General features: G+C 61.5%; 17 protein-coding genes. 4 read left to right on the plus strand and 13 right to left on the minus strand.

Annotated elements, in window-relative coordinates; genetic code table 11:
* Positions 1-91 precede the first annotated feature (91 nt).
* From rimM to ffh, 3 genes are all read right to left on the minus strand, one after another.
* Positions 92-592, minus strand: coding sequence for a ribosome maturation factor RimM (rimM, locus tag ABAC460_RS33000; RefSeq protein WP_023452933.1), 501 nt, complete (start codon positions 590-592; stop codon positions 92-94).
* Positions 593-658: 66 nt separating this feature from the next.
* On the minus strand, positions 659-1,108 hold the full coding sequence (gene rpsP / locus ABAC460_RS33005; protein ID WP_023452934.1) for a 30S ribosomal protein S16: 450 nt from the start codon (positions 1,106-1,108) through the stop codon (positions 659-661).
* 23 nt (positions 1,109-1,131) lie between these two features.
* Positions 1,132-2,694, minus strand: a complete 1,563-nt coding sequence (ffh, locus tag ABAC460_RS33010; protein WP_023452935.1) for a signal recognition particle protein — start codon at positions 2,692-2,694, stop codon at positions 1,132-1,134.
* Positions 2,695-2,976: 282 nt separating this feature from the next.
* Between ffh and ABAC460_RS33015 the strand changes: the two genes are divergently transcribed.
* Positions 2,977-4,830, plus strand: a complete 1,854-nt coding sequence (locus tag ABAC460_RS33015; RefSeq protein WP_023452936.1) for a methyl-accepting chemotaxis protein — start codon at positions 2,977-2,979, stop codon at positions 4,828-4,830.
* Between the two features lie 157 nt (positions 4,831-4,987).
* Here ABAC460_RS33015 and ABAC460_RS33020 read toward each other — a convergent pair whose 3' ends face one another.
* The 5 genes from ABAC460_RS33020 to ABAC460_RS33040 all read right to left on the minus strand — a co-directional run bounded on the left by ABAC460_RS33020 (position 4,988) and on the right by ABAC460_RS33040 (position 9,105).
* A complete protein-coding gene (locus tag ABAC460_RS33020; RefSeq protein WP_023452937.1) occupies positions 4,988-6,250 on the minus strand; it encodes a glycosyltransferase in 1,263 nt (420 codons plus the stop codon).
* A gap of 59 nt (positions 6,251-6,309) precedes the next feature.
* Complete coding sequence (locus ABAC460_RS33025) at positions 6,310-6,516, minus strand: hypothetical protein (RefSeq protein ID WP_023452938.1); 207 nt, start codon at positions 6,514-6,516, stop codon at positions 6,310-6,312.
* A 264-nt stretch (positions 6,517-6,780) separates the two neighbouring features.
* On the minus strand, positions 6,781-7,998 hold the full coding sequence (locus ABAC460_RS33030; protein WP_023452939.1) for an LL-diaminopimelate aminotransferase: 1,218 nt from the start codon (positions 7,996-7,998) through the stop codon (positions 6,781-6,783).
* A gap of 317 nt (positions 7,999-8,315) precedes the next feature.
* Entirely contained in the window at positions 8,316-8,627 is a 312-nt protein-coding gene (locus ABAC460_RS33035; RefSeq protein WP_023452940.1) for an ArsR/SmtB family transcription factor, read from the minus strand.
* Positions 8,617-9,105, minus strand: coding sequence for an SRPBCC family protein (locus ABAC460_RS33040; RefSeq protein ID WP_023452941.1), 489 nt, complete (start codon positions 9,103-9,105; stop codon positions 8,617-8,619). Before ABAC460_RS33040 ends, ABAC460_RS33035 begins: the two co-directional genes overlap by 11 nt.
* Before the next feature lie 83 nt (positions 9,106-9,188).
* Between ABAC460_RS33040 and ABAC460_RS33045 the strand changes: the two genes are divergently transcribed.
* Positions 9,189-10,097, plus strand: a complete 909-nt coding sequence (locus tag ABAC460_RS33045; protein WP_023452942.1) for a metallophosphoesterase — start codon at positions 9,189-9,191, stop codon at positions 10,095-10,097.
* Here ABAC460_RS33045 and ABAC460_RS33050 read toward each other — a convergent pair.
* The 4 genes from ABAC460_RS33050 to ABAC460_RS33065 all read right to left on the minus strand — a co-directional run bounded on the left by ABAC460_RS33050 (position 10,094) and on the right by ABAC460_RS33065 (position 15,544).
* The gene (locus ABAC460_RS33050) at positions 10,094-11,137 is read right to left on the minus strand and encodes a glycosyltransferase family 61 protein (RefSeq protein WP_023452943.1); all 1,044 of its coding nucleotides are present in this window, start codon (positions 11,135-11,137) and stop codon (positions 10,094-10,096) included. The genes ABAC460_RS33045 and ABAC460_RS33050 overlap by 4 nt on opposite strands.
* Before the next feature lie 58 nt (positions 11,138-11,195).
* Positions 11,196-12,932: a methyl-accepting chemotaxis protein gene (locus ABAC460_RS33055; RefSeq protein ID WP_023452944.1), complete on the minus strand. Its 1,737-nt coding sequence runs from the start codon at positions 12,930-12,932 to the stop codon at positions 11,196-11,198.
* 66 nt (positions 12,933-12,998) lie between these two features.
* Positions 12,999-14,984, minus strand: coding sequence for a TonB-dependent receptor plug domain-containing protein (locus ABAC460_RS33060; RefSeq protein ID WP_081716498.1), 1,986 nt, complete (start codon positions 14,982-14,984; stop codon positions 12,999-13,001).
* A gap of 26 nt (positions 14,985-15,010) precedes the next feature.
* Positions 15,011-15,544 (minus strand): hypothetical protein, encoded by a 534-nt coding sequence (locus ABAC460_RS33065; protein ID WP_031236628.1) that lies wholly within the window; start codon positions 15,542-15,544, stop codon positions 15,011-15,013.
* A gap of 397 nt (positions 15,545-15,941) precedes the next feature.
* On the opposite strand from ABAC460_RS33065, the gene ABAC460_RS33070 reads away from it, so the two are divergent.
* Together ABAC460_RS33070 and ABAC460_RS33075 are read left to right on the plus strand one after the other, a co-directional pair.
* Positions 15,942-16,352 carry a PaaI family thioesterase gene (locus ABAC460_RS33070; protein ID WP_023452947.1) on the plus strand — a complete coding sequence of 137 codons (411 nt, stop codon included), beginning with the start codon at positions 15,942-15,944 and terminating at the stop codon, positions 16,350-16,352.
* 4 nt (positions 16,353-16,356) lie between these two features.
* Positions 16,357-16,827 (plus strand): CYTH domain-containing protein, encoded by a 471-nt coding sequence (locus ABAC460_RS33075; protein WP_023452948.1) that lies wholly within the window; start codon positions 16,357-16,359, stop codon positions 16,825-16,827.
* Positions 16,828-16,843: 16 nt separating this feature from the next.
* Here ABAC460_RS33075 and ABAC460_RS33080 read toward each other — a convergent pair whose 3' ends face one another.
* Positions 16,844-17,689 carry a hypothetical protein gene (locus ABAC460_RS33080; protein WP_155914610.1) on the minus strand — a complete coding sequence of 282 codons (846 nt, stop codon included), beginning with the start codon at positions 17,687-17,689 and terminating at the stop codon, positions 16,844-16,846.
* Between the last annotated feature and the right edge of the window lie 13 nt (positions 17,690-17,702).

Consider the following 17,702-nt stretch of genomic DNA (forward strand, 5'->3'; position numbering starts at 1 on the left):
CGCTCTGAAGACGCCCCGCCCCTCAGGCTCGCCGCCCCGCGCCTAACCTCTCCCCGCTCGCGGGGAGAGGGGATTCTACAGCGCTACTCGGTTATAGTCCGGTCAGGTCGACCACGATGCGGCCTTCAGCCGGGTGGACTTCCGGGACGTGGGCCAGGGTGAAGGGGACGTAGAAGCTGACACCTTCGAGCGGCTTCACGTCCAGCAGATCGCCGGCGCCGAAATTGTCGACATTGACCACCTTACCCACCGCGTTACCGGACGTGTCGACCACATCCATGCCGATCAGGTCGGTGACGTAATATTCCTCTTCGTCCGTGTCCGGAAGATCGGCACGATCGACATAGAGCTTCAGGCCCTTCAGCTTTTCTGCCGCCGTCCGGTCCGGCGCCTGTTCGGCGAAAACCAGCAGCGCACCCTTGTGTGCCCTCGCCTTGGTCAGGACCAAAGCGGGTTTGCCGGCGACGTCCAGCAGCGGCGAATGTTCCAGCACGCTCAAGGGGTCGTCCATAAAGCTCAGCAGCTTGAACTCGCCCTGGACACCATGGGGGGCGCCGACCTGAGCGACCAGAACCAGATTGGGTTTTGTCATCACAACATCTCAAAATAAAAGGGCCGGATCGCTCCGGCCCTTTCGCATGGGAGTCCGCAGCGAAGCTTATTCCGGAGCGGTTTCTTCGGCGGCAACCTCTTCAGCAGCCGGTTCTTCAACCGGAGCCGGAGCGGCGGCAGCGGCGGCGGCTTCTTCACGGGCAGCGGCCTCGGCGTCGAGACGGTCCTGCTCGCGCTGGGCGCGTTCAGCGGCGCGTTCCTGGGCCTTCTTGCCCGGGGTGCCCTTCTTGGGGTTGTTGCTGGCGGTCCAGGTGACCAGGCCTTCTTGCGACAGGAAGCGCGCGACGCGGTCGGTCGGTTGGGCGCCCTTCTTCAGCCATTCGGCGATGCGCTCCGACTTCAGGGTGACGCGGACGGCATCCTTCGGCAGCATCGGGTTATAGGTGCCCACCTTTTCGATGAACTTGCCGTCGCGCGGCGCGGTGCTTTCGGCGACGACGATGGTGTAGTAGGGGCGCTTCTTAGAGCCACCGCGGGAGAGACGAATCTTAAGCATGTTCAGTTCCTTGGTTTGATCGCTTATTTCTTGGTCGGGTTAAAAGGCTTGGCGCCCGGAAGACCGGGGAGGCCGGAGAAGGGTGAGCCGCCGGCGGGACCGCCGAGGCCGGGAAGCTTGATGCCGGCATTGCCAGCCATCTGCTGCACTTTTTCCAGATCGGCCTGGGACGGGCCGCCGGGCGCGTTCAGGCTCTTGGCCATGTCGGCGATCTGGGACGGATTGGGCATACCGCCACCCATACCGAACATCTTAGCCATCTGGCCCATGGCGCCGCGGCCGTTGGACCGCGACATCGCCTTGAAGGTATCGGCCATCTGGCGGTGCTGCTTCAGCAGGCGGTTGATTTCCATGACTTCGACGCCGGCGCCGGCGGCGATGCGGCGCTTGCGCGAGGCGTTCAGCAAGTCCGGCTTCTTGCGCTCCACCTTGGTCATCGAGGTGATGATGGCCACCTGGCGGTCGAAGGTCTTGTCCGAGATATTCGCCTCGTCGATCTGCTTCTTGACCTTTTGCACGCCGGGCAGCAGGCCCATAATGCCGCTCATCCCGCCCATGCGCTTCATCTGGCGCAGCTGTTCGGCCAGGTCGTCCAGGTCGAACTGACCCTTGGCCATCTTCTTGGCCATGGCGGCGGCTTTCGCCTGGTCCAGTTCGGTGGCGGCCTTTTCGACCAGGGCGACGATATCGCCCTGACCCAGGATGCGGCCGGCAACGCGGCGGGCATCGAAGACGTCCAGCGCCTCGACCTTTTCGCCGGCGCCGAGGAATTTGATCGGCAGGCCGGTAACGGCGCGCATCGACAGCATGGCGCCGCCACGGGCATCGCCGTCGGCGCGGGTCAGGATCAGGCCGGTCAGCGGCAGGCGTTCGTGGAAGGCGGTCGCCGTGCGCACGGCGTCCTGGCCGGTCAGGCTGTCGGCGACCAGGAAGGTTTCGACCGGATTAGCGATGCGCGCGATCTCGGCGGCTTCGCTCATCAGTGCTTCGTCGAGCGTGGTGCGGCCGGCCGTGTCGAGGATCAGGACGTCGAAGCCCTGGATCCTGGCCGATTGCAGGGCGCGGCGGGCGATGTCGGTGGCGCTCTGGCCCGCCACGATCGGCAGGAAGTCGACGCCGACCTGTTCGGCGAGCAGCTTGAGCTGCTCCATGGCAGCCGGACGGCGGGTGTCCAGCGAGGCCATCATGACCTTCTTGCGGTCGAACTTAGAGAGGCGCAGGGCCAGCTTGGCGGAGGTGGTGGTCTTACCCGAACCCTGCAGACCGGCCATCAGGATGACGGCGGGCGGCACGGCGTTGAGGTTGAGCGGTTCCGGCTCTTCGCCGCCCAGCATGTCGATCAGGCCGTCATAGACGATCTTGACCACCTGGTCGGCGGGCTTGACCGCCTTGATGATCTCTTCGCCGGTGGCCAGTTCCTTGGCCTTGGTCATGAACTGACGCACCACCGGCAGGGCGACATCGGCTTCCAGCAGGGCGACGCGCACTTCACGCAGGGCTTCGTCGACATCCTTTTCCGAAAGGACGCCGCGGCCTGAGAGACGGTCGAAAAGACCGGATAGGCGCTCGTTCAAGCTGTCGAACATGACTTCAAATCTCCGTTCGCGTCCCGTTTGCACCCAAACAGAAAATCCCCGAGGGCGCGACGCGCTATCGGGGAGCCTTCCCATCCCCGTCCGGGCGCAGTGCCGGGGTCGTGATGACGAAGGGTTCTGGTATGGAGCGCAACAGGCGCGCGATGTGGCGGGGTCTATGGCGGAAAAGGAAGCCTGAGTCAAGGCGAGCCCGAGAACACAGTTAGCAAACTCTTAAGCCGGGTGGTTTAGCGTCGGCGGACACAACGACAATAGACGTCCCGGGGATACTTGATGACCAAGCTTTTCGACGCCATCAATGCGCGCACCAGTATTTCCGGGCGTATGCGTATCCTGGGCGTACTGATGGCTCTGCCCGTCGCCATGACCGGCTGGCTGCTGTATCAGTCGCATATGGTCGCCGTCGACTTCGCCAACAGCGAACTGGCCGGAGCGCGCTATCTCGACGCCGTATGGCCGGACCTGATGGCCGGCGCAGCGGGGAAGGATGCGGGCGCGGATCTGGGCAAGGTCGCCGGCGACAACGCGAAGATGGTCGACCCGGCCAAGGCCGAGGCGTTGAAAGGTCAGTCCGGCGCCGATTTGCTGAAGGCGTCGGCGGCGCTATTCGTCGAGATCACCGACAAGTCCAAGCTGATCCTCGATCCGGAGCTCGACAGCTACTACATGATGGATGCCGTAACGACCAAGATGCCGGTCGTCATCCTGGCCGGACACGACTTCAACGGTGCGCCATCCGATCCGATCGCCGCTGTCACCTTCGACAATGCCGTGACCGCGCTGCACGATTCCTTCATCAAGTCGGGCGAGTACAGCGACGGTGGCAAGCTGGCGGCCGATACCCAGGTGGCGCTCGACAGCTTTATGGTGGCCGCCAAGACCTTCCGTAACGACCCGTCACAGTATGACGGCTTCCTGAGTGCCGCCGACGCCCTGTTCAAGCCCGGCAATCGTGACCTGGCCAAGATGCAGGCCGACCGTGGGAACGCCGAATCCGGTAAGATGTATATGGAACTGGGCCTGACGGCGTTTGTCCTGGCCCTGGCGCTGGGCCTGACCTGGGTGATCGCTTCTGGCCTGTCGAACCGGCTGGGTATTCTGTCGGGCCTGATGCAGAAACTGGCGCGCAATGAAGTCGTGGGCGATATTCCTTTCCAGAGCGACGGGCATGAGACCGGCGTCATTGTCCATACTCTGACGAGTTTCCGCGATGCCGTCGAAGACGCGGCGCGCATGCGTGTCTCTCAAGAGCATATTGAACTTGAAGCCCGCTCGATGCGTGACGTCACCATGCGCGATATGGCCGACCGGTTCGAGTCGTCGGTGCTGAGCATTGTCGAACGGCTGAGTGCGGCGAGCCAGAATCTAGGCCAGACTGCCGCAGAGCTGAGCGTCAATGCCGAGCAGACCCGCGCCCGCAGCCAGAGCGCTGCCGTGGCCATGGATATGGCCAGCGGCAACGTCCAGTCGGTGGCCGGGGCGACCGAGGAGATGTCGGCGTCGTCGCAGAGCATTGCCGACCAGGCCGATCGCGCCGCCCATGCTGCCCAGTCGGCGGCGGGCCTGGCCAATGACGCCACCGCCAAGGTGGCGGTGATGAATGAGGCCGCCCACAGCATCGGCAGCAGCATCGACATGATCAGCCAGATCACGTCGCAGACCAATCTGCTGGCTTTGAACGCGACGATCGAAGCAGCGCGGGCGGGCGAAGCCGGCCGCGGTTTCAGCGTCGTGGCCACCGAGGTCAAGGCTTTGGCGCAGCAGACCGCCAAGGTCACCGACGAGATCGCCACCCAGGTCAAGGGCGTGCAGTCGGCCACGGCGGAAGCGTCCAGCGCCATGGTGGCGATCGCCGATATGGTCATCGACCTGCGCGACCTGGCCCACGCGATTTCGGAATCGGTGCGTCAACAGTCGGCAGCGGTCGGTGAGATTTCGCGCTCGACGGCGGATGTGGCCATGTCGACGGCCGAGGTCGGGGGCGCGATCGGCGAGGTCAATGACACGGCCGAACGCACCGGCACCCAGGCCAACAGCGCCCTGGCGGATGTCGAGCATCTGCAAGCCCAGACGGAGGCGCTGAAGTCGACCGCGACGGCGTTCCTGGCGAGTGTGAGAGCGGCTTAGGGTAGCTTAATATTACCTCTCCCCGCCTGCGGGGAGAGGACGAGAGCGGAGCGAAGTGAACGCGATCGGGTGAGGGGCTTGTAGAGGACGGAGCGCTTTGAAGGCGCCCCGCCCCTCACCCTAACCTCTCCCCGTGAAGAACGGGGAGAGGGGTTTTTCAGGGCTTCCCTGCGCCCAGGTACAGGTTGAAAGCCAGAATTTTCAGCGCCTCGGTCTGCCATGGCTTGTCCAAAGCACGGACGTCACGTTGGGCAGCCAGGATCAGGTCACGGCGCAAAACATCGTCCCTCGTCAGCTCGCGCAAGGCGGCCGCTGCCGCCGAAATATCCGGTTCGGCCCAGACCTGGTCAGCATCGCGGTCCACACGGCAATAGGGACCATCCGGGTCATCAACGGCAATCGTCCGTGCCGGGATCAAACGCGAATTCCGGTCATTCATGAAGTCGATATTGCCTGACCAACGGGTGGCAATCACCCCGACGCCCGACGCCATGGCCTCGGCCAGGGTCAGGCCAAACCCTTCCGACCGGTGCAGCGAGATCAGTACATCGCTGGCCGCCATCAAGGCATCCATGTCGGCATCCGACAGGCGATCGGTCAGCACCCGAATGTCCGGTCGCATCGCCAGGGCTCGTGTCAGCCGCTGTTCACTTTCCCGGTCGCCGGACATGTCGCTGACCTTCAAGGTCAGGCGTGCATGTTCCGCCGGTTCAGGGAAGGCTTCACACCAGGCGTCGAGCACGCTCCACGGGTTCTTGCGCACCGCACCTGACTTGGTGTCGAACAGGCACAGCACTTCACACAGATCCGGGTCGAGGCCAAACTTCTGTTGGGCATCCGAATAGCGGATGGCGACAGGCTGCGGCGCCGGATGCGGCATGATCCTCAGGCGCGGTGTCAGGTCGTCACGGCCGGCCTTACGAAAGGCGTTGACCATGGCGTCATGGACGAAGCGCGACGGCACCCAGACCTCATGCACATAGTCGGCCAGCCAGACCCAATCGGCCGGCGCCCGGGGTGTTTCCCACGCCCAGTAGCCGATACGGTAACGATGCGCCCAGGTTTCCGGCGAATGGGCCATGAAGGCGACCAGGCATTCCGGCGCATTGGCGTGGATCAGCCAGACCCCGCCGTCACCGGGCAGTTTGGCGCCCTGAAACAGCAGATGTTTGAACGCTGGCCGCAGATCGTGTTCGGTCACGGCGTAACCTGCGGCCTTGAGAGCCTGCGCCGTCATACGCCCGGCGCGGCCGATCCCGAGGGTTTCGCTCAGGAAACCGGAAACCACCAGGGGGCCCGGCTTGGGCGTCACGGCGCCGGCCTTTTTCCAGCGATTGGAGCGGCTATGGGCCAGCAGATCGAGCCCGCCGTGGATTAACGGCAGGCGATAACGCAGCGGCAGGTAGCGCAGTCCAGGCATGAATTTTTCAAAGGGTGGCCAGAATCAGCCGTCAGCTTAGCCTAAGGGCTCAGCCCAAGCTACAGCCCCAGCCAGCGGCGGCGTTGCGTCCAGTAGGTCTTGAACTGATCGGCCTGCATTTCGTCTTCGAAGGTGACAACCTTGGTCAGGTGATCGCCGGCCGGATCGGACCGCACGGAAATCGCGTCAGTATCTTGAATGGAAGCGGCTTCGACAAATTTGAAAAAGGCACCGAAAAAGGCGTCGCTTTCCGATTCCGTACTCATATCAAACTCAAGACTGACCACGCCCTCACCTCATAAAACGACGCCAGCTATCTAAAGCCCGGAACCGTGCCTCACGTCGATGCAGTTACCTTCCTGAAAATGTCAAGAATTTGCAAAAACTGTGCACTGCACAATGAAAAGCATCAAAACCCAAATCGTGGAAAGAGTCAAAAAGAATAAATGAAGGTTTAATGACGAGCGCGGCCAAGTGTGATCGCAAAGCCGCGCCCTATCACGATGACAAGGCTGTCATTACATTTTTTGTCAGGCGGCGTCGAGCGGCAGGTCGTCGTCCGTGGTGTTGCGACCGGCGGGCTGGAGCAGCTTTTTGATGTTTCGGGCAGCCTGGCGGATACGGTGCTCGTTTTCGACTAACCCGATACGGACATAGCCTTCGCCGTATTCGCCGAAGCCTAGGCCCGGCGCCACAGCGACATGGGCTTCTTCGATCAGCAGCTTGGCGAATTCGATCGAACCCAGGTGCTCGAACTTGGGCGGGATCTTGGCCCAGGCGAACATCGACGCCGGCGGGGCCGGAACGTCCCAGCCGGCGCGCTTCATCGATTCGACCAGAACGTCGCGGCGCGATTTGTAGGTGGCGCGGATCTCGGCGACATTCTCCTGCGGGCCGTTAAGGGCCGCGGCGGCGGCCACCTGGATCGGGGCGAAACCGCCGTAGTCGAGATAGGATTTCACCCGCGACAGGGCGGCGCAGATCTCGGAATTGCCGACCACCATACCGATGCGCCAGCCGGCCATGGCATAGGTTTTCGACAGCGAATTGATCTCGACCGAGCGTTCCTTGGCGCCGTTGACCTGAAGGATGGAGGGCGGCGGGTTGTCGTCGAAATAGATTTCGGAATAGGCGATGTCGCTCAGCACGATCAGGTCGTGCTTCTGGGCGATCTTGATGACCTCCTTGTAGAAGTCGAGATCAACCCATTGCGCCGTCGGGTTGGACGGATAGGAGACGATCATCACCGACGGCGTCGGTACGGAGTGCTTGACGGCCTTGTCGATGCCCGACAGGTATTGCTCCGGCGACAGGGCGGGGACGTGACGGATCACCCCGCCCGCCATCAAAAATCCGAAGGCGTGGATGGGATAGGCCGGGTTCGGACAAATGACGGTATCGCCCGGTGCGGTGATGGCCATGGCCAGGTTGGCGAAGCCTTCCTTGGACCCTAAGGTGGCGACGACTTCGTTGTCGGGGTTCAGCTTGACGCCATAGCGACGGTCGTAATAGCCGGCCATGGCCTTGCGCAGGCCGTGGACACCTTTCGAGACCGAATAGCCGTGGGTCTTGGGTTTTTTGACCGTTTCGATCAGCTTGTCGACGATGTGCGGGGCCGTCGGCATGTCGGGATTGCCCATGCCAAAGTCGATGACGTCGACGCCCTCTGCGCGCAGCCGTGCCTTCACCTTGTTGACTTCTTCGAAGACATAAGGGGGCAGACGGCGGATACGGTAAAAGTCGCGCATGACGGGGTGGAGCCTGGAAAACGGGTGGATAACCGGTTTTCCGTATGGCGTATCCGAGTGGGTTTGTCACGCCATGAAGTGCGAAATTTTAGCGGTGAAGTGGAGATTATTCGGAAATTCTTGCGTCAAGTGAAAAATATATGCGTTCGGTTAGTGGCGAATACTACATGATTCCGCTCCTCACCACGGTGAGGCCGGGTGATCATTGCTTCTACCTATACCCCTCCACCGCTTCGCGGTCCCCCTCCCCACTTCGTGGAGAGGAGGGAGCTTGAAACTTCCCCCGCGACAGTCCTGCCTCAGCTGGGAAAAGAGTCCTAAGAGATTTCTACGTGGGCTCTCAAGCGTTCGATCCGGTCGTCCCAGCGGCGCGACATCAGATCCAGGAAGGCCCGCGCGTCTTCCAGACGCTGGCGGCGCAGTTCCCACAGGCTCTCGCGGCCCAGGCGGGCGCAGGTCACCAACCCGGCTTTTTCAAGAATATAGAGATGCTTGGTTACCGCCTGGCGGGTCAAAACTCCGCCGCGGGTCAGACCGGCGATCGACGACGGCTCCTCACCCAGGCGCGTCAACAGACCCAGCCGGGTATCGTCGCCCAGGGCCGCGAACAGCGCGGCTTCATCGCGCAAGATAGGCCTCGATCAACCCGGCCTGAGCCTGCCAGCCGCCTTCGTTCATGGTGAAGGCTTCGGCGCGACGGTGTGGCGGAAGTTGGCTGAAGCCGGACTCGGTAATGGTCAGGTTGACGCCGCCGTCGACCTCCGTCAGTTCGAAAGTCACCAAAGTCATGGAATCGCGGCTGTAGTCGTAGTCCGTGTCGGCCGCATACGGATGCCAGCGAAAGGCAAAACGCGTCTTGGGTTCGATGGTTTCCACCACGATCTCGAACGGCGTGCCTTCCCACGGTTTCTGGGCTGCGGCGATCTCGTCATTGACCTGGGTCGCGGCGATGACGCCCTTCAGCCGTTCCCCGGCCACAAATGGGCCTTCGAAGCGGACTCCGAACCAGATACCGAATTCGTCGGCATTGGCGATGGCGTTCCAGACCCTGTTCAGCGGGGCTTTCAGGGTGGTGGTCTTGATGATGGCATCGGGCGTTTCGGTCATGGCCGTATGTGGGCCTAGATCGTTAAAATATGCAACCTTTTAGTTGCCTTTTCGCGGATTTGTGATCGTGCTAAGGACGCATCATGCGCAAGTGGGGGCGGATTATCTGGGGGGTTATTGCGGTTGGCCTGGTGGCCATGGCCGCCGACGCCTTCTGGTTCGAACCGCGCAGCACCGTCGTTTCCGAATTCGATGTCGAAGTTCCCGCCTGGCCGAAGGATACAGCGCCGCTGCGGGTGGTTCTGCTGTCCGACATCCATGTCGATGACGTCCATATGCCGCCGGCGCGGGTTCGAAAGATCGCGCAACAGGTCGCCGGATTGAAGCCCGACATCATCCTGCTGGCCGGCGATTATATCGGCGGCGATGTCTTCAAGGGTCGCAAGGAATTCGGCGCCCGGCCGATGCGGTCACCCGAGATGATCGCCCTGGATGAAGAGGGGTTGCGGGCGCTCGACAGCTTCAAGGCGCCGCTGGGTACCTATGCGGTCATGGGTAATCACGACTGCTGGTGGGATTGTGACCGCGTGCGCGAGATCTTCGCTGAAACCCAGGTGAAATTCCTGGAGAATCAGGCGTTTCGCGTTGAACGTCCCGGTGGCGATATCTGGATTTTGGGGGTCGAGGACGGCCAGACCCAGACGCCGGACTTCCCGGCAACCGCGGCCCAGGCGCCGGCCGGCGCCGCCACCCTGACCCTGACGCACAATCCCGGCCTGTTCGACTGGGAGTCCAATCATGCGCCGATCCAGTTGTCGGGGCACAGCCATGCCGGCCAGGTCCGGCTGCCGCTGATCGGCGCGCCGGTGCGCGTGGTGCGGCACACCGAAGACACGGCCGACGGCTATGAGGTCATCGACAACCGCATCCTGATCGTGACGCGCGGTTTGGGCGAGAGCGGCATGCCGGTGCGCTTCGGGGCACCGCCGCAGATCATGGTGCTGAACATTCGTCCGGGCACCAAAGCCCGGGTGACGCCCCACAAACCCTAAAGTTCACGCATGACGGCCAGCAGGTCGCGGGCCGTCGCTTCGGGATCGGCGAGGTAGTCCGAGGTCAGGAACCCGTCCTGATCCTTGATCTCCTGATAACCGCGGTCATCATAGACATAACCGGCGGTGCGTTCGTTGAGGCGGTCGAACAGGACCAGGTTGGAATTGACCGAATGGGTCGCCGACAGGGCCAGAGCCCTGGCGACCGGCGGCGCCATGATGCCGGTGTGGAATTGCGTTCCGCCGGTGCCGGCGATGACGCGGTTCTGGGCGAACAGCCGGACCTGGTCGCGCAGGCTGAGTTGTTCCGGATAGACGATAGCGACGCCATTGGCGGCCATGTAGGCTTCGATGACCGTTTCGTTGCCGATCCGCCCGACCCCGCGCTGCATTTTGGTCTTGCTGAGGTAAACCGGCGGCTGGGCCGTGGTCATGTCGAGGCCGTCGAAAAACTGTTCGCCGATTCGGTGGCAGACGTCGCGATGGACCTTATGGGCGAAGACCTGTTCGACGAAGCTGGGGCGGGGAATGATCACACGCCGGATGCGGCGGGGTTCCTGGAAGATGACAATGTCGTCCACCGTCAAACCCAGGCCGGCCAGGGTCGCCGCCGCATAGGGGATCTGAAACTCGTGCGCCGGTCCGTTGGTGGCGTGCACCAGGATCTTACGGCCGTTCAGGCCTTCGCGCAGCAATGGCCACAACCGGGCCAGGCTCGAACACAGATAGTGGCCGTAATGGGCGATAAAGCATCCCATATAGATATATTCGACATCGTCCGCCCACGGATGATCCGTCGGGAAGGGCTGCGCATGGATCGGGCTCTGACCGCACAGTCGGGGCGGCGTCTTGTTGCCGCGCCGCAAAGCCGCGGCATCGACAAGGTGGCCGTCGGCGCCATAGAGCCCCCAGTCCGGATCGTTGTCGTACCAGACCGTTCTCTTCAGCGGGAAGAGGGTGAGGTCGTAGTGTTTCTCGACCGCCGGCGCATCCGGGAAGATATCCGTACCACCCCAGAAGTAGTTGCATTCCCTCAGCATTCAGCCCCCTATCCCTGCCCGTCAAGCTACATGGCAGGACGTCAAAGGCAAGACTTTACTACAAGGTCGCGGCACGTTTCAGGAAGGTTTCCACCACCGTCTTCATCTGGTCCGCCTGTTGCGACAGGCTCAGCGACGCTTCGGTCACCGCTCCGGAGACCGTACCGGTCTCTTCGGCGGCGCGGTTGAGGTCCTCGATCGTCGCCGAAGCCTCACCGGCGCCCTGGACGGCCGTCGACAGGCTGATGGTGATCTCGCGCGTCGCCTGGACCTGCTGGCGCACCGATTCGGAGGTGTTCTCCGAAATGCCCTGCATCTGGACGATGACCCCGGCGATATTGCCGATTTCCGATGTCGTCCGGTCGGCGGCGCGGCGCACGTCACCGATACGGCCGCGGATTTCTTCGGTTGCCTTGGAAGTCTGGTCGGCCAGGCTCTTGACCTCGTGCGCCACCACGGCAAAGCCCCTGCCGGCGTCACCGGCACGTGCGGCTTCGATGGTCGCGTTCAGCGCCAGCAGATTGGTCTGTTTGGCCACCGACGAGATCAGATCGACGATTTCGTTGATGCGGCCGACGGCCTGGGTCAGTTCCGCCACGGCGGTCTGAGTGTGTTCGGCACGGTCAGTGGCGTCGCGGGCGACGTTGGCCGAGGCAGCGGCCTGGCGGTCGACTTCCGAAATGGTGGCGCCCAGTTCTTCCGAAGCGGCGGCGACGGCACTCATCGAATCGCGTACCGAGAAGATCGAGTTCACCGCCGAGTGGGCGCGGCTGGCGTTTTCGGACGAGGCCGAGGTCAGGATCGAGGCTGACTGCTCCAGGTGGCTGGACGCCTTTTCAACGCCGCGGATCAAACCGCTGAAATCGCGATTGAAGCCGGCGATCAGCTGTTCCATCTCCGAGGCGCGGGCCAGGCGGGCGCGGGAAGCCTCTTCCTGCTCCGCCGCCATCGCGCGGCTTTGTTGGGTGACGTCCTTGAAGACCTGAAGCGCCTGGACGACCTGACCCAGTTCGTCGCCGCGCTGAAGCTTCGATGGCTCGACCGTCATGTCGGCATCTGCCAGGCGGTGGGTGGCATCGGCAATTTTCTTGATCGAGGTCGAGGTGCTGCGGCCGATAATGATACCCAGACCACCGGCAGCGATGGCGGCACAGGCGGCGATCAAGGCGATGACCAGGGTGTCCTGCTGCGCCGTCTTGACGCTCTCGGCGGCGACGGCCTTGGCGCGGGCTTCGGTGCGTTTCAGCACCTTCTGCACGATGGCGTCGGTATTTTGCTCCGAGGCGGCATAGGGCGGCAGGAAGGAGATGGCGGCGTTCAGGTCGATTTCCAGCATGGACGAGACGAATTCGATCGCGCCCTTCTGGGTTTCGATCTCGGTGATCAGCTCTTCGAAGGCCTTCTTGTCCTCGGAGTCGGTCACCTTGGCGGCGCGCGCCTTGACCTTGTCCTGCAGGGCCTTCAGGTTTTCGGCGATCTTGGCGGTGTTGGCGGCGGAACCGATGACGGTATCGCCGCCGGCACGGGCCGCCAGGGCATTGTACAGGTCGCGGGCATCGCCGCGCAAATCGGCGCGAACCTCACCCAGGAACAGGGCATTGTCCATGACCCCGTTGACCACCGTGTCCATGCGCCGGGTCTGGGCCTGCAACGCCAGGGTGGCGCTGGCCGCCAGGACGATGATCAATGCCACCGCCATCAGCGAAGGCACCAGGAATTTCCAGATGAACGGCCAGTCGGACGGACGGGCCCAGCCGGGTTTTTTACCGGAAATCTTGTCAGGAGCAGAGGTCATGGGGAGGGGGACCTTGTGAAAATCAAAATATGGCCGCCGGGACGCCTATCCCAGCGGCCAGTGGCCTTACCAGCGCTTGGTCAGGCGGAGGAACACGGTGGACGGGACTTCATAGGCGGCGGTCTGGACCTTGGCATTGCCCAGGTTCTGGCCGCTGAGCGAAACGGTCATGCTGTCGGTGATGCTGTAGTTGACATTGGCTGCAACCGTAGTGTGTGCCGGAATGGTTACTACCTGGTAAGTCAGGGGGCGGAAGCTGTCGAAATCGTCCGTGTGATGGAAGAAGGTATCGACCGTCCATTTACCGCCGGACCAACCCAGGTTCAGGTTGGCGCGGCTTTCCGGCGACATGCGGCCGAAGGCGGCGCGCAGGTCGACCAGGCTGCGGCCCGGGAAAGCTTCATCCTCGATATCAGTGGCCGTGTAGTCGGCGCTCCAGTGGAAGCCGCTGGCATATTTGCCCGAAGCCGACAGTTCGAAGCCGGACATTTCGGAATCGGCGACGTTCAGCCAGCTCAGGGCCGGCAGGGTCGTCAGAGTGGGATACTGGAAGAAGGCAGTCGCCGACGGCTGGCCCTTCACATTGTCCGTGGTCTGGGTGAACAGCTTGATGCCGACCTTTACGCTGGTGAAGCTGTGGTCGTAGGAGATCTCATTGTTCTTGACGATGCTGGGTTCGATGGTCGGATTGCCGATGACGGCGATCGGGTACTGAACCAGCTGGAAACCGCCCAGTTCGATCAGTGTCGGCGCCTGGACGCCCTTGGCGGTCATGAGACGCACCGTGTCCTTGTCGCTCACCCGCCAGACGGCGCCGACATTGTAGCTGATCTCGCTGATGTCGCGGTCCCAGTTGGCGTTGCTGGCCAGGGGGACGCCCGCCGGGAAGCTGCCTTCGCGCTTGAGCTTGACATTGTCCGAACGGATGGCAACGGCCGTCGACAGGTTATCAGAAATGGCCCAGTTCCACATGGCCGACGGCGCGAAGACCGTATAGCTGACCTTTCCGCCGGTGATCGGGGTGGTGGGCATTTCGTTCTGGCGGAATTCAGCGCCGAGACGGAAGGTATGCTTGCCGGTCTTGAACAGGTCCTGGAGGCTGACCACGGAAATGGTGTTTTCCAGCGGGAAGCGGCCGGCCACGTAGGTGCTGCTATGCAGGCTGTTGCGGTAGGCGGTGGCGGTGACCAGGCCGACCGGCGTGTCCGAGGTCAGGCTTAACTTCACCGATCCCGTGCGGTACTTGGTTTCAGACAGGTCGTAGTTGGACACCGCGTCATTGGACTGGGTGTTGGAGAACGAGGTTTCGAAGCGCAGCTCAGTCTTTTCGGTCAGGGACACGACGGTGTCGAGATTGACATTGGCACGCGAGACTTCCTGACGGTAGCTGGGGGTGCCAACCGAATTGTCCCACTCGTCGGCTTTCGACGCGCCGGCCGAAAGGCGGGCGGCGATCTTCGGCGACAGGCGGAAGGACTGGACCAGGGAGGCTTCGGCACGGCCACGCGAACCGCCCGAGACCGAACCGCCGCTGACCGTGTCGTATTTGGGGTTGTAAGTGATGATGTTGACCACGCCCGACACGGCGTTGAAGCCGAACAGGGCCGAGTTGGGGCCCTTCACGACCTCGATCTGGCGGATTTCCGACAGTTGCACGGGGATGGTCTGCCAGGCGGTGTAGCCATAGTGGTCGAGATAGACCTGACGGCCGTTGACCAGCACCAGCAGGCGCGGCGACATGGCCTGGTTATAACCGCGGACACCGACATCGGCGCCGTAGGTCGACCAGTTCAGCACGTCCAGGCCCGGTACGCGGCCCAGCAGGGTCGGCAGGTCATGGGCGCCCGAGCGTTCGATATCCTCGGCCGAGATGATGGTCATGTCGACCGGCACTTCGGTGGAACGCTGCGGCGAGCCGGTGGCAGAGGTGGTGACGGGCTCGCCGAACAGATCCTGCAGCGAACCGTAGTCGATGGATTGCGCCGAGGCGGCGCCGGCGGCGATCAGCGGCAGGGCCGCGACAGCCATAAGAAGGGGGGCGAATTTACGCATGGTACGAACTCCGGCGCGCGCGGCGCTTAAATTTCCTTGATCATCATTTTGAAGGCGGCCTTGAACTTGGCGCCGACGGCGGCGGCAGCGGCCGAGTTGACGACGATTTCGACCTTGGGCGTGGCGGCCACGCCCATGACGCAGGCGCCGGCCTTGACGCAGGCCATATCGGAGCTGATGCTCAGCGCCTTCTTGCTCTTGGCGACGGCGCCGACAGCAGAGAAGTTGACACCCCGCGTGATGTAGAAGGCGGCGACATCGCCGGCGGATGCGGCGGCGCCGGCTTCGACCGGTTTGCCGACCACGGTGGCGGAACCGGCGGCCATGCCGGAACCCAGCGCGGCCATGACCTCATCCTTCTCGGCGACGGAGGCGGGCTTGGAAGCATCGTAGACGATGGCGAAGACGACCTTTCCGGCCGGTCCGTTTTCCAGGAAGGTCAGGGTACGTCCTGCTACCTGGATCTCACGGGCACCGTCGGCATGGGCTGCCATCGGCGATAAAAAAAGCGCTCCGGTCGCGGCGAGCAGGGCCCCGGAACGCAAATGACGTTTTGTCATGGTTAAGCCTCACTAACTATACTCGTAGTTCAGCATGTAATCTTTATTGGTTAATCACAAATGAAGACTTTGCAACCGTTTGCCACAAAGGAAGTTATGCCAGGAATGCGAGATGCATGCGCGCGGGCGTGCGCGTGAGGTGGAGATCGAAAATACGTTGAATTATAGGGTATTACGTCGGTATGGCAAACGGTAGCGCCGGCCTGACCAGGTCGCGAGGACAAAAATTTATAACATATAAATCAACACGTTATAGAGTCTTTTGAGTATACTAAAGTATTACTTTCTCTATATTGCAATATTTTAAATGAATTTCGCTTCACGCACAATCTTCTCATGACATTTTCCGGAAAAAACGGCATGGATGTCCGCCCGTCATAGGCCGATCGGAAAAATTATGAGAACGCTCGAAGAGATCAATGCCTGGGGCCAGGGCACCCTGCCCGGCCACCTCGGAATTCGCATTACCCATGTAACGCACGGCGAACTACATGCCGAACTGCCCATCCAGCCGCAGGTCATGGCGCCCAACGGCTACCTCCATGCCGGCACCGTGGTCAGCCTGGCCGACACGGCAGCGGGTTATGGCTGTATCCATTCCCTGCCGGAAGGCGCGGTCAACTTCACGACTGTGGAGCTGAAGTCCAATCATCTGGCCACGGCGCGTGACGGAACCCTGGAAGCCGTGGGTAAGGCGGTGCACATGGGCCGCACCACCCAGGTCTGGGACGTGACCGTGACGCATCGCGATACCGGCAAGACGGTCGCCCTGTTCCGCTGCACCCAGATGCTGATCTATCCGAAATAGGACCATGGGCACCGAGATCGAACGCAAATTCCTGGTCACCGGCGACTTCCGGCCGTTTGCGGCCAGCCAGCACCGGATCGTCCAGGGCTATCTGACAACGAACCGGGACTGCACGGTGCGGGTCAGGGTGATGGACGACAAGGCCTTCCTGACCATCAAGGGTAAGAGCTCGGAGGATGGGCTGGAACGCGCGGAGTGGGAATATCCGATCCCGGTTGCCGATGCCGAAGCCATGTTGCAGCTTCCGGGTATCCAGTCCCTGGCCAAGGTGCGGTTCAAGGTGCCGATCGGCGGGCATACTTGGGAGGTCGATGTCTTCGAAGGCGCCAATCAGGGCCTGGTCATGGCCGAGATCGAACTCGGCAGCCGTGACGAGGCGTTTGAACGGCCGGAATGGGTGGGTGAAGAGGTCACCGGGGCACCCCGGTACTATAATTCGCAGCTTCTTACCCAACCCTACACGTGTTGGTCGTGACGATTGCCCTGCCTTGCTACGACTTGAGACCGGTCTCCTGATGTTTGCTCAGCTGATCGAGAAAGCCCGCAATCAGTTTGTCGAGGGTCTGATCTCCTCGGTGTTGCAAGTTCAGCTGTTGCCGATAAGTTTCTAACGAGAAACGTAAATCATGCCAGGTTATTACCTCAAGCTTCATTCTGTCACAAACGCTCCTGATTAGCTGGGGTTCTTCTGCTAAGAAGGCAGAGATTTTCGGCGGCAATATGAAGTCCACGTTTTCCAACAAAAAACGGATATTGTCAGGATCTGCTACACCACACTTTTTCCAGTGATCCATTCGGGCATTTTCAGGCACGATATACAGCAATCCCAATTGATCTTTGGTGCCGTTGGTTCTTTCTTCCCAGGCTAGAAGGGCTGCGTACTTAATGATCTGCGACCGCGAACTTTTTGAACCAAGTTTAAGTTCGACCGCAAGAGCAGTTTTGTTGCTTACAAATAGACCATCTTGTTGCGTGACATTTTCGTTGTATCCCCAATTGTATCTATCACGAACTTCTCGTCCAAGTGATTCAAAGTGACCCAGGTCGATGAACTCGAATGGTTTGAGTAAAATCCGCTCAACAAGATCATCTGGAGCAATTGCAAACGTAAGATCAAAGAAATGATTTAAGATTTCCTCCTGGGTGTGAAGCCAGGCCTCATTATGGTCGGATTGCACCTTTCGGGAGTACAAAGTTTGACCCACCAATTCAGCCGGAACGGAAATTCTTCCTTCTGAACGTGTCCAGTCTTTCTTTGGAATGGATTTGAGTCCTAAATATTTGGGAGACCAATACAGCTGGTCTACAATATCCCAGTATTTTCGTCTCCAAACCATCGTGTTTGCCCCC

The sequence above is a fragment of the Asticcacaulis sp. AC460 genome, from assembly GCF_000495795.1.
Lineage (GTDB): Bacteria > Pseudomonadota > Alphaproteobacteria > Caulobacterales > Caulobacteraceae > Asticcacaulis.

Coding starts and splice junctions, on each gene's coding strand:
- rimM (WP_023452933.1), bottom strand. CDS start 592: ATGACAAAACCCAATCTGGTTCTGGTCGCTCAGGTCGGCGCCCCCCAT.
- rpsP (WP_023452934.1), bottom strand. CDS start 1,108: ATGCTTAAGATTCGTCTCTCCCGCGGTGGCTCTAAGAAGCGCCCCTAC.
- ffh (WP_023452935.1), bottom strand. CDS start 2,694: ATGTTCGACAGCTTGAACGAGCGCCTATCCGGTCTTTTCGACCGTCTC.
- ABAC460_RS33015 (WP_023452936.1), top strand. CDS start 2,977: ATGACCAAGCTTTTCGACGCCATCAATGCGCGCACCAGTATTTCCGGG.
- ABAC460_RS33020 (WP_023452937.1), bottom strand. CDS start 6,250: ATGCCTGGACTGCGCTACCTGCCGCTGCGTTATCGCCTGCCGTTAATC.
- ABAC460_RS33025 (WP_023452938.1), bottom strand. CDS start 6,516: ATGAGTACGGAATCGGAAAGCGACGCCTTTTTCGGTGCCTTTTTCAAA.
- ABAC460_RS33030 (WP_023452939.1), bottom strand. CDS start 7,998: ATGCGCGACTTTTACCGTATCCGCCGTCTGCCCCCTTATGTCTTCGAA.
- ABAC460_RS33040 (WP_023452941.1), bottom strand. CDS start 9,105: ATGACCGAAACGCCCGATGCCATCATCAAGACCACCACCCTGAAAGCC.
- ABAC460_RS33045 (WP_023452942.1), top strand. CDS start 9,189: ATGCGCAAGTGGGGGCGGATTATCTGGGGGGTTATTGCGGTTGGCCTG.
- ABAC460_RS33050 (WP_023452943.1), bottom strand. CDS start 11,137: ATGCTGAGGGAATGCAACTACTTCTGGGGTGGTACGGATATCTTCCCG.
- ABAC460_RS33055 (WP_023452944.1), bottom strand. CDS start 12,932: ATGACCTCTGCTCCTGACAAGATTTCCGGTAAAAAACCCGGCTGGGCC.
- ABAC460_RS33060 (WP_081716498.1), bottom strand. CDS start 14,984: ATGCGTAAATTCGCCCCCCTTCTTATGGCTGTCGCGGCCCTGCCGCTG.
- ABAC460_RS33065 (WP_031236628.1), bottom strand. CDS start 15,544: ATGACAAAACGTCATTTGCGTTCCGGGGCCCTGCTCGCCGCGACCGGA.
- ABAC460_RS33070 (WP_023452947.1), top strand. CDS start 15,942: ATGAGAACGCTCGAAGAGATCAATGCCTGGGGCCAGGGCACCCTGCCC.
- ABAC460_RS33075 (WP_023452948.1), top strand. CDS start 16,357: ATGGGCACCGAGATCGAACGCAAATTCCTGGTCACCGGCGACTTCCGG.
- ABAC460_RS33080 (WP_155914610.1), bottom strand. CDS start 17,689: ATGGTTTGGAGACGAAAATACTGGGATATTGTAGACCAGCTGTATTGG.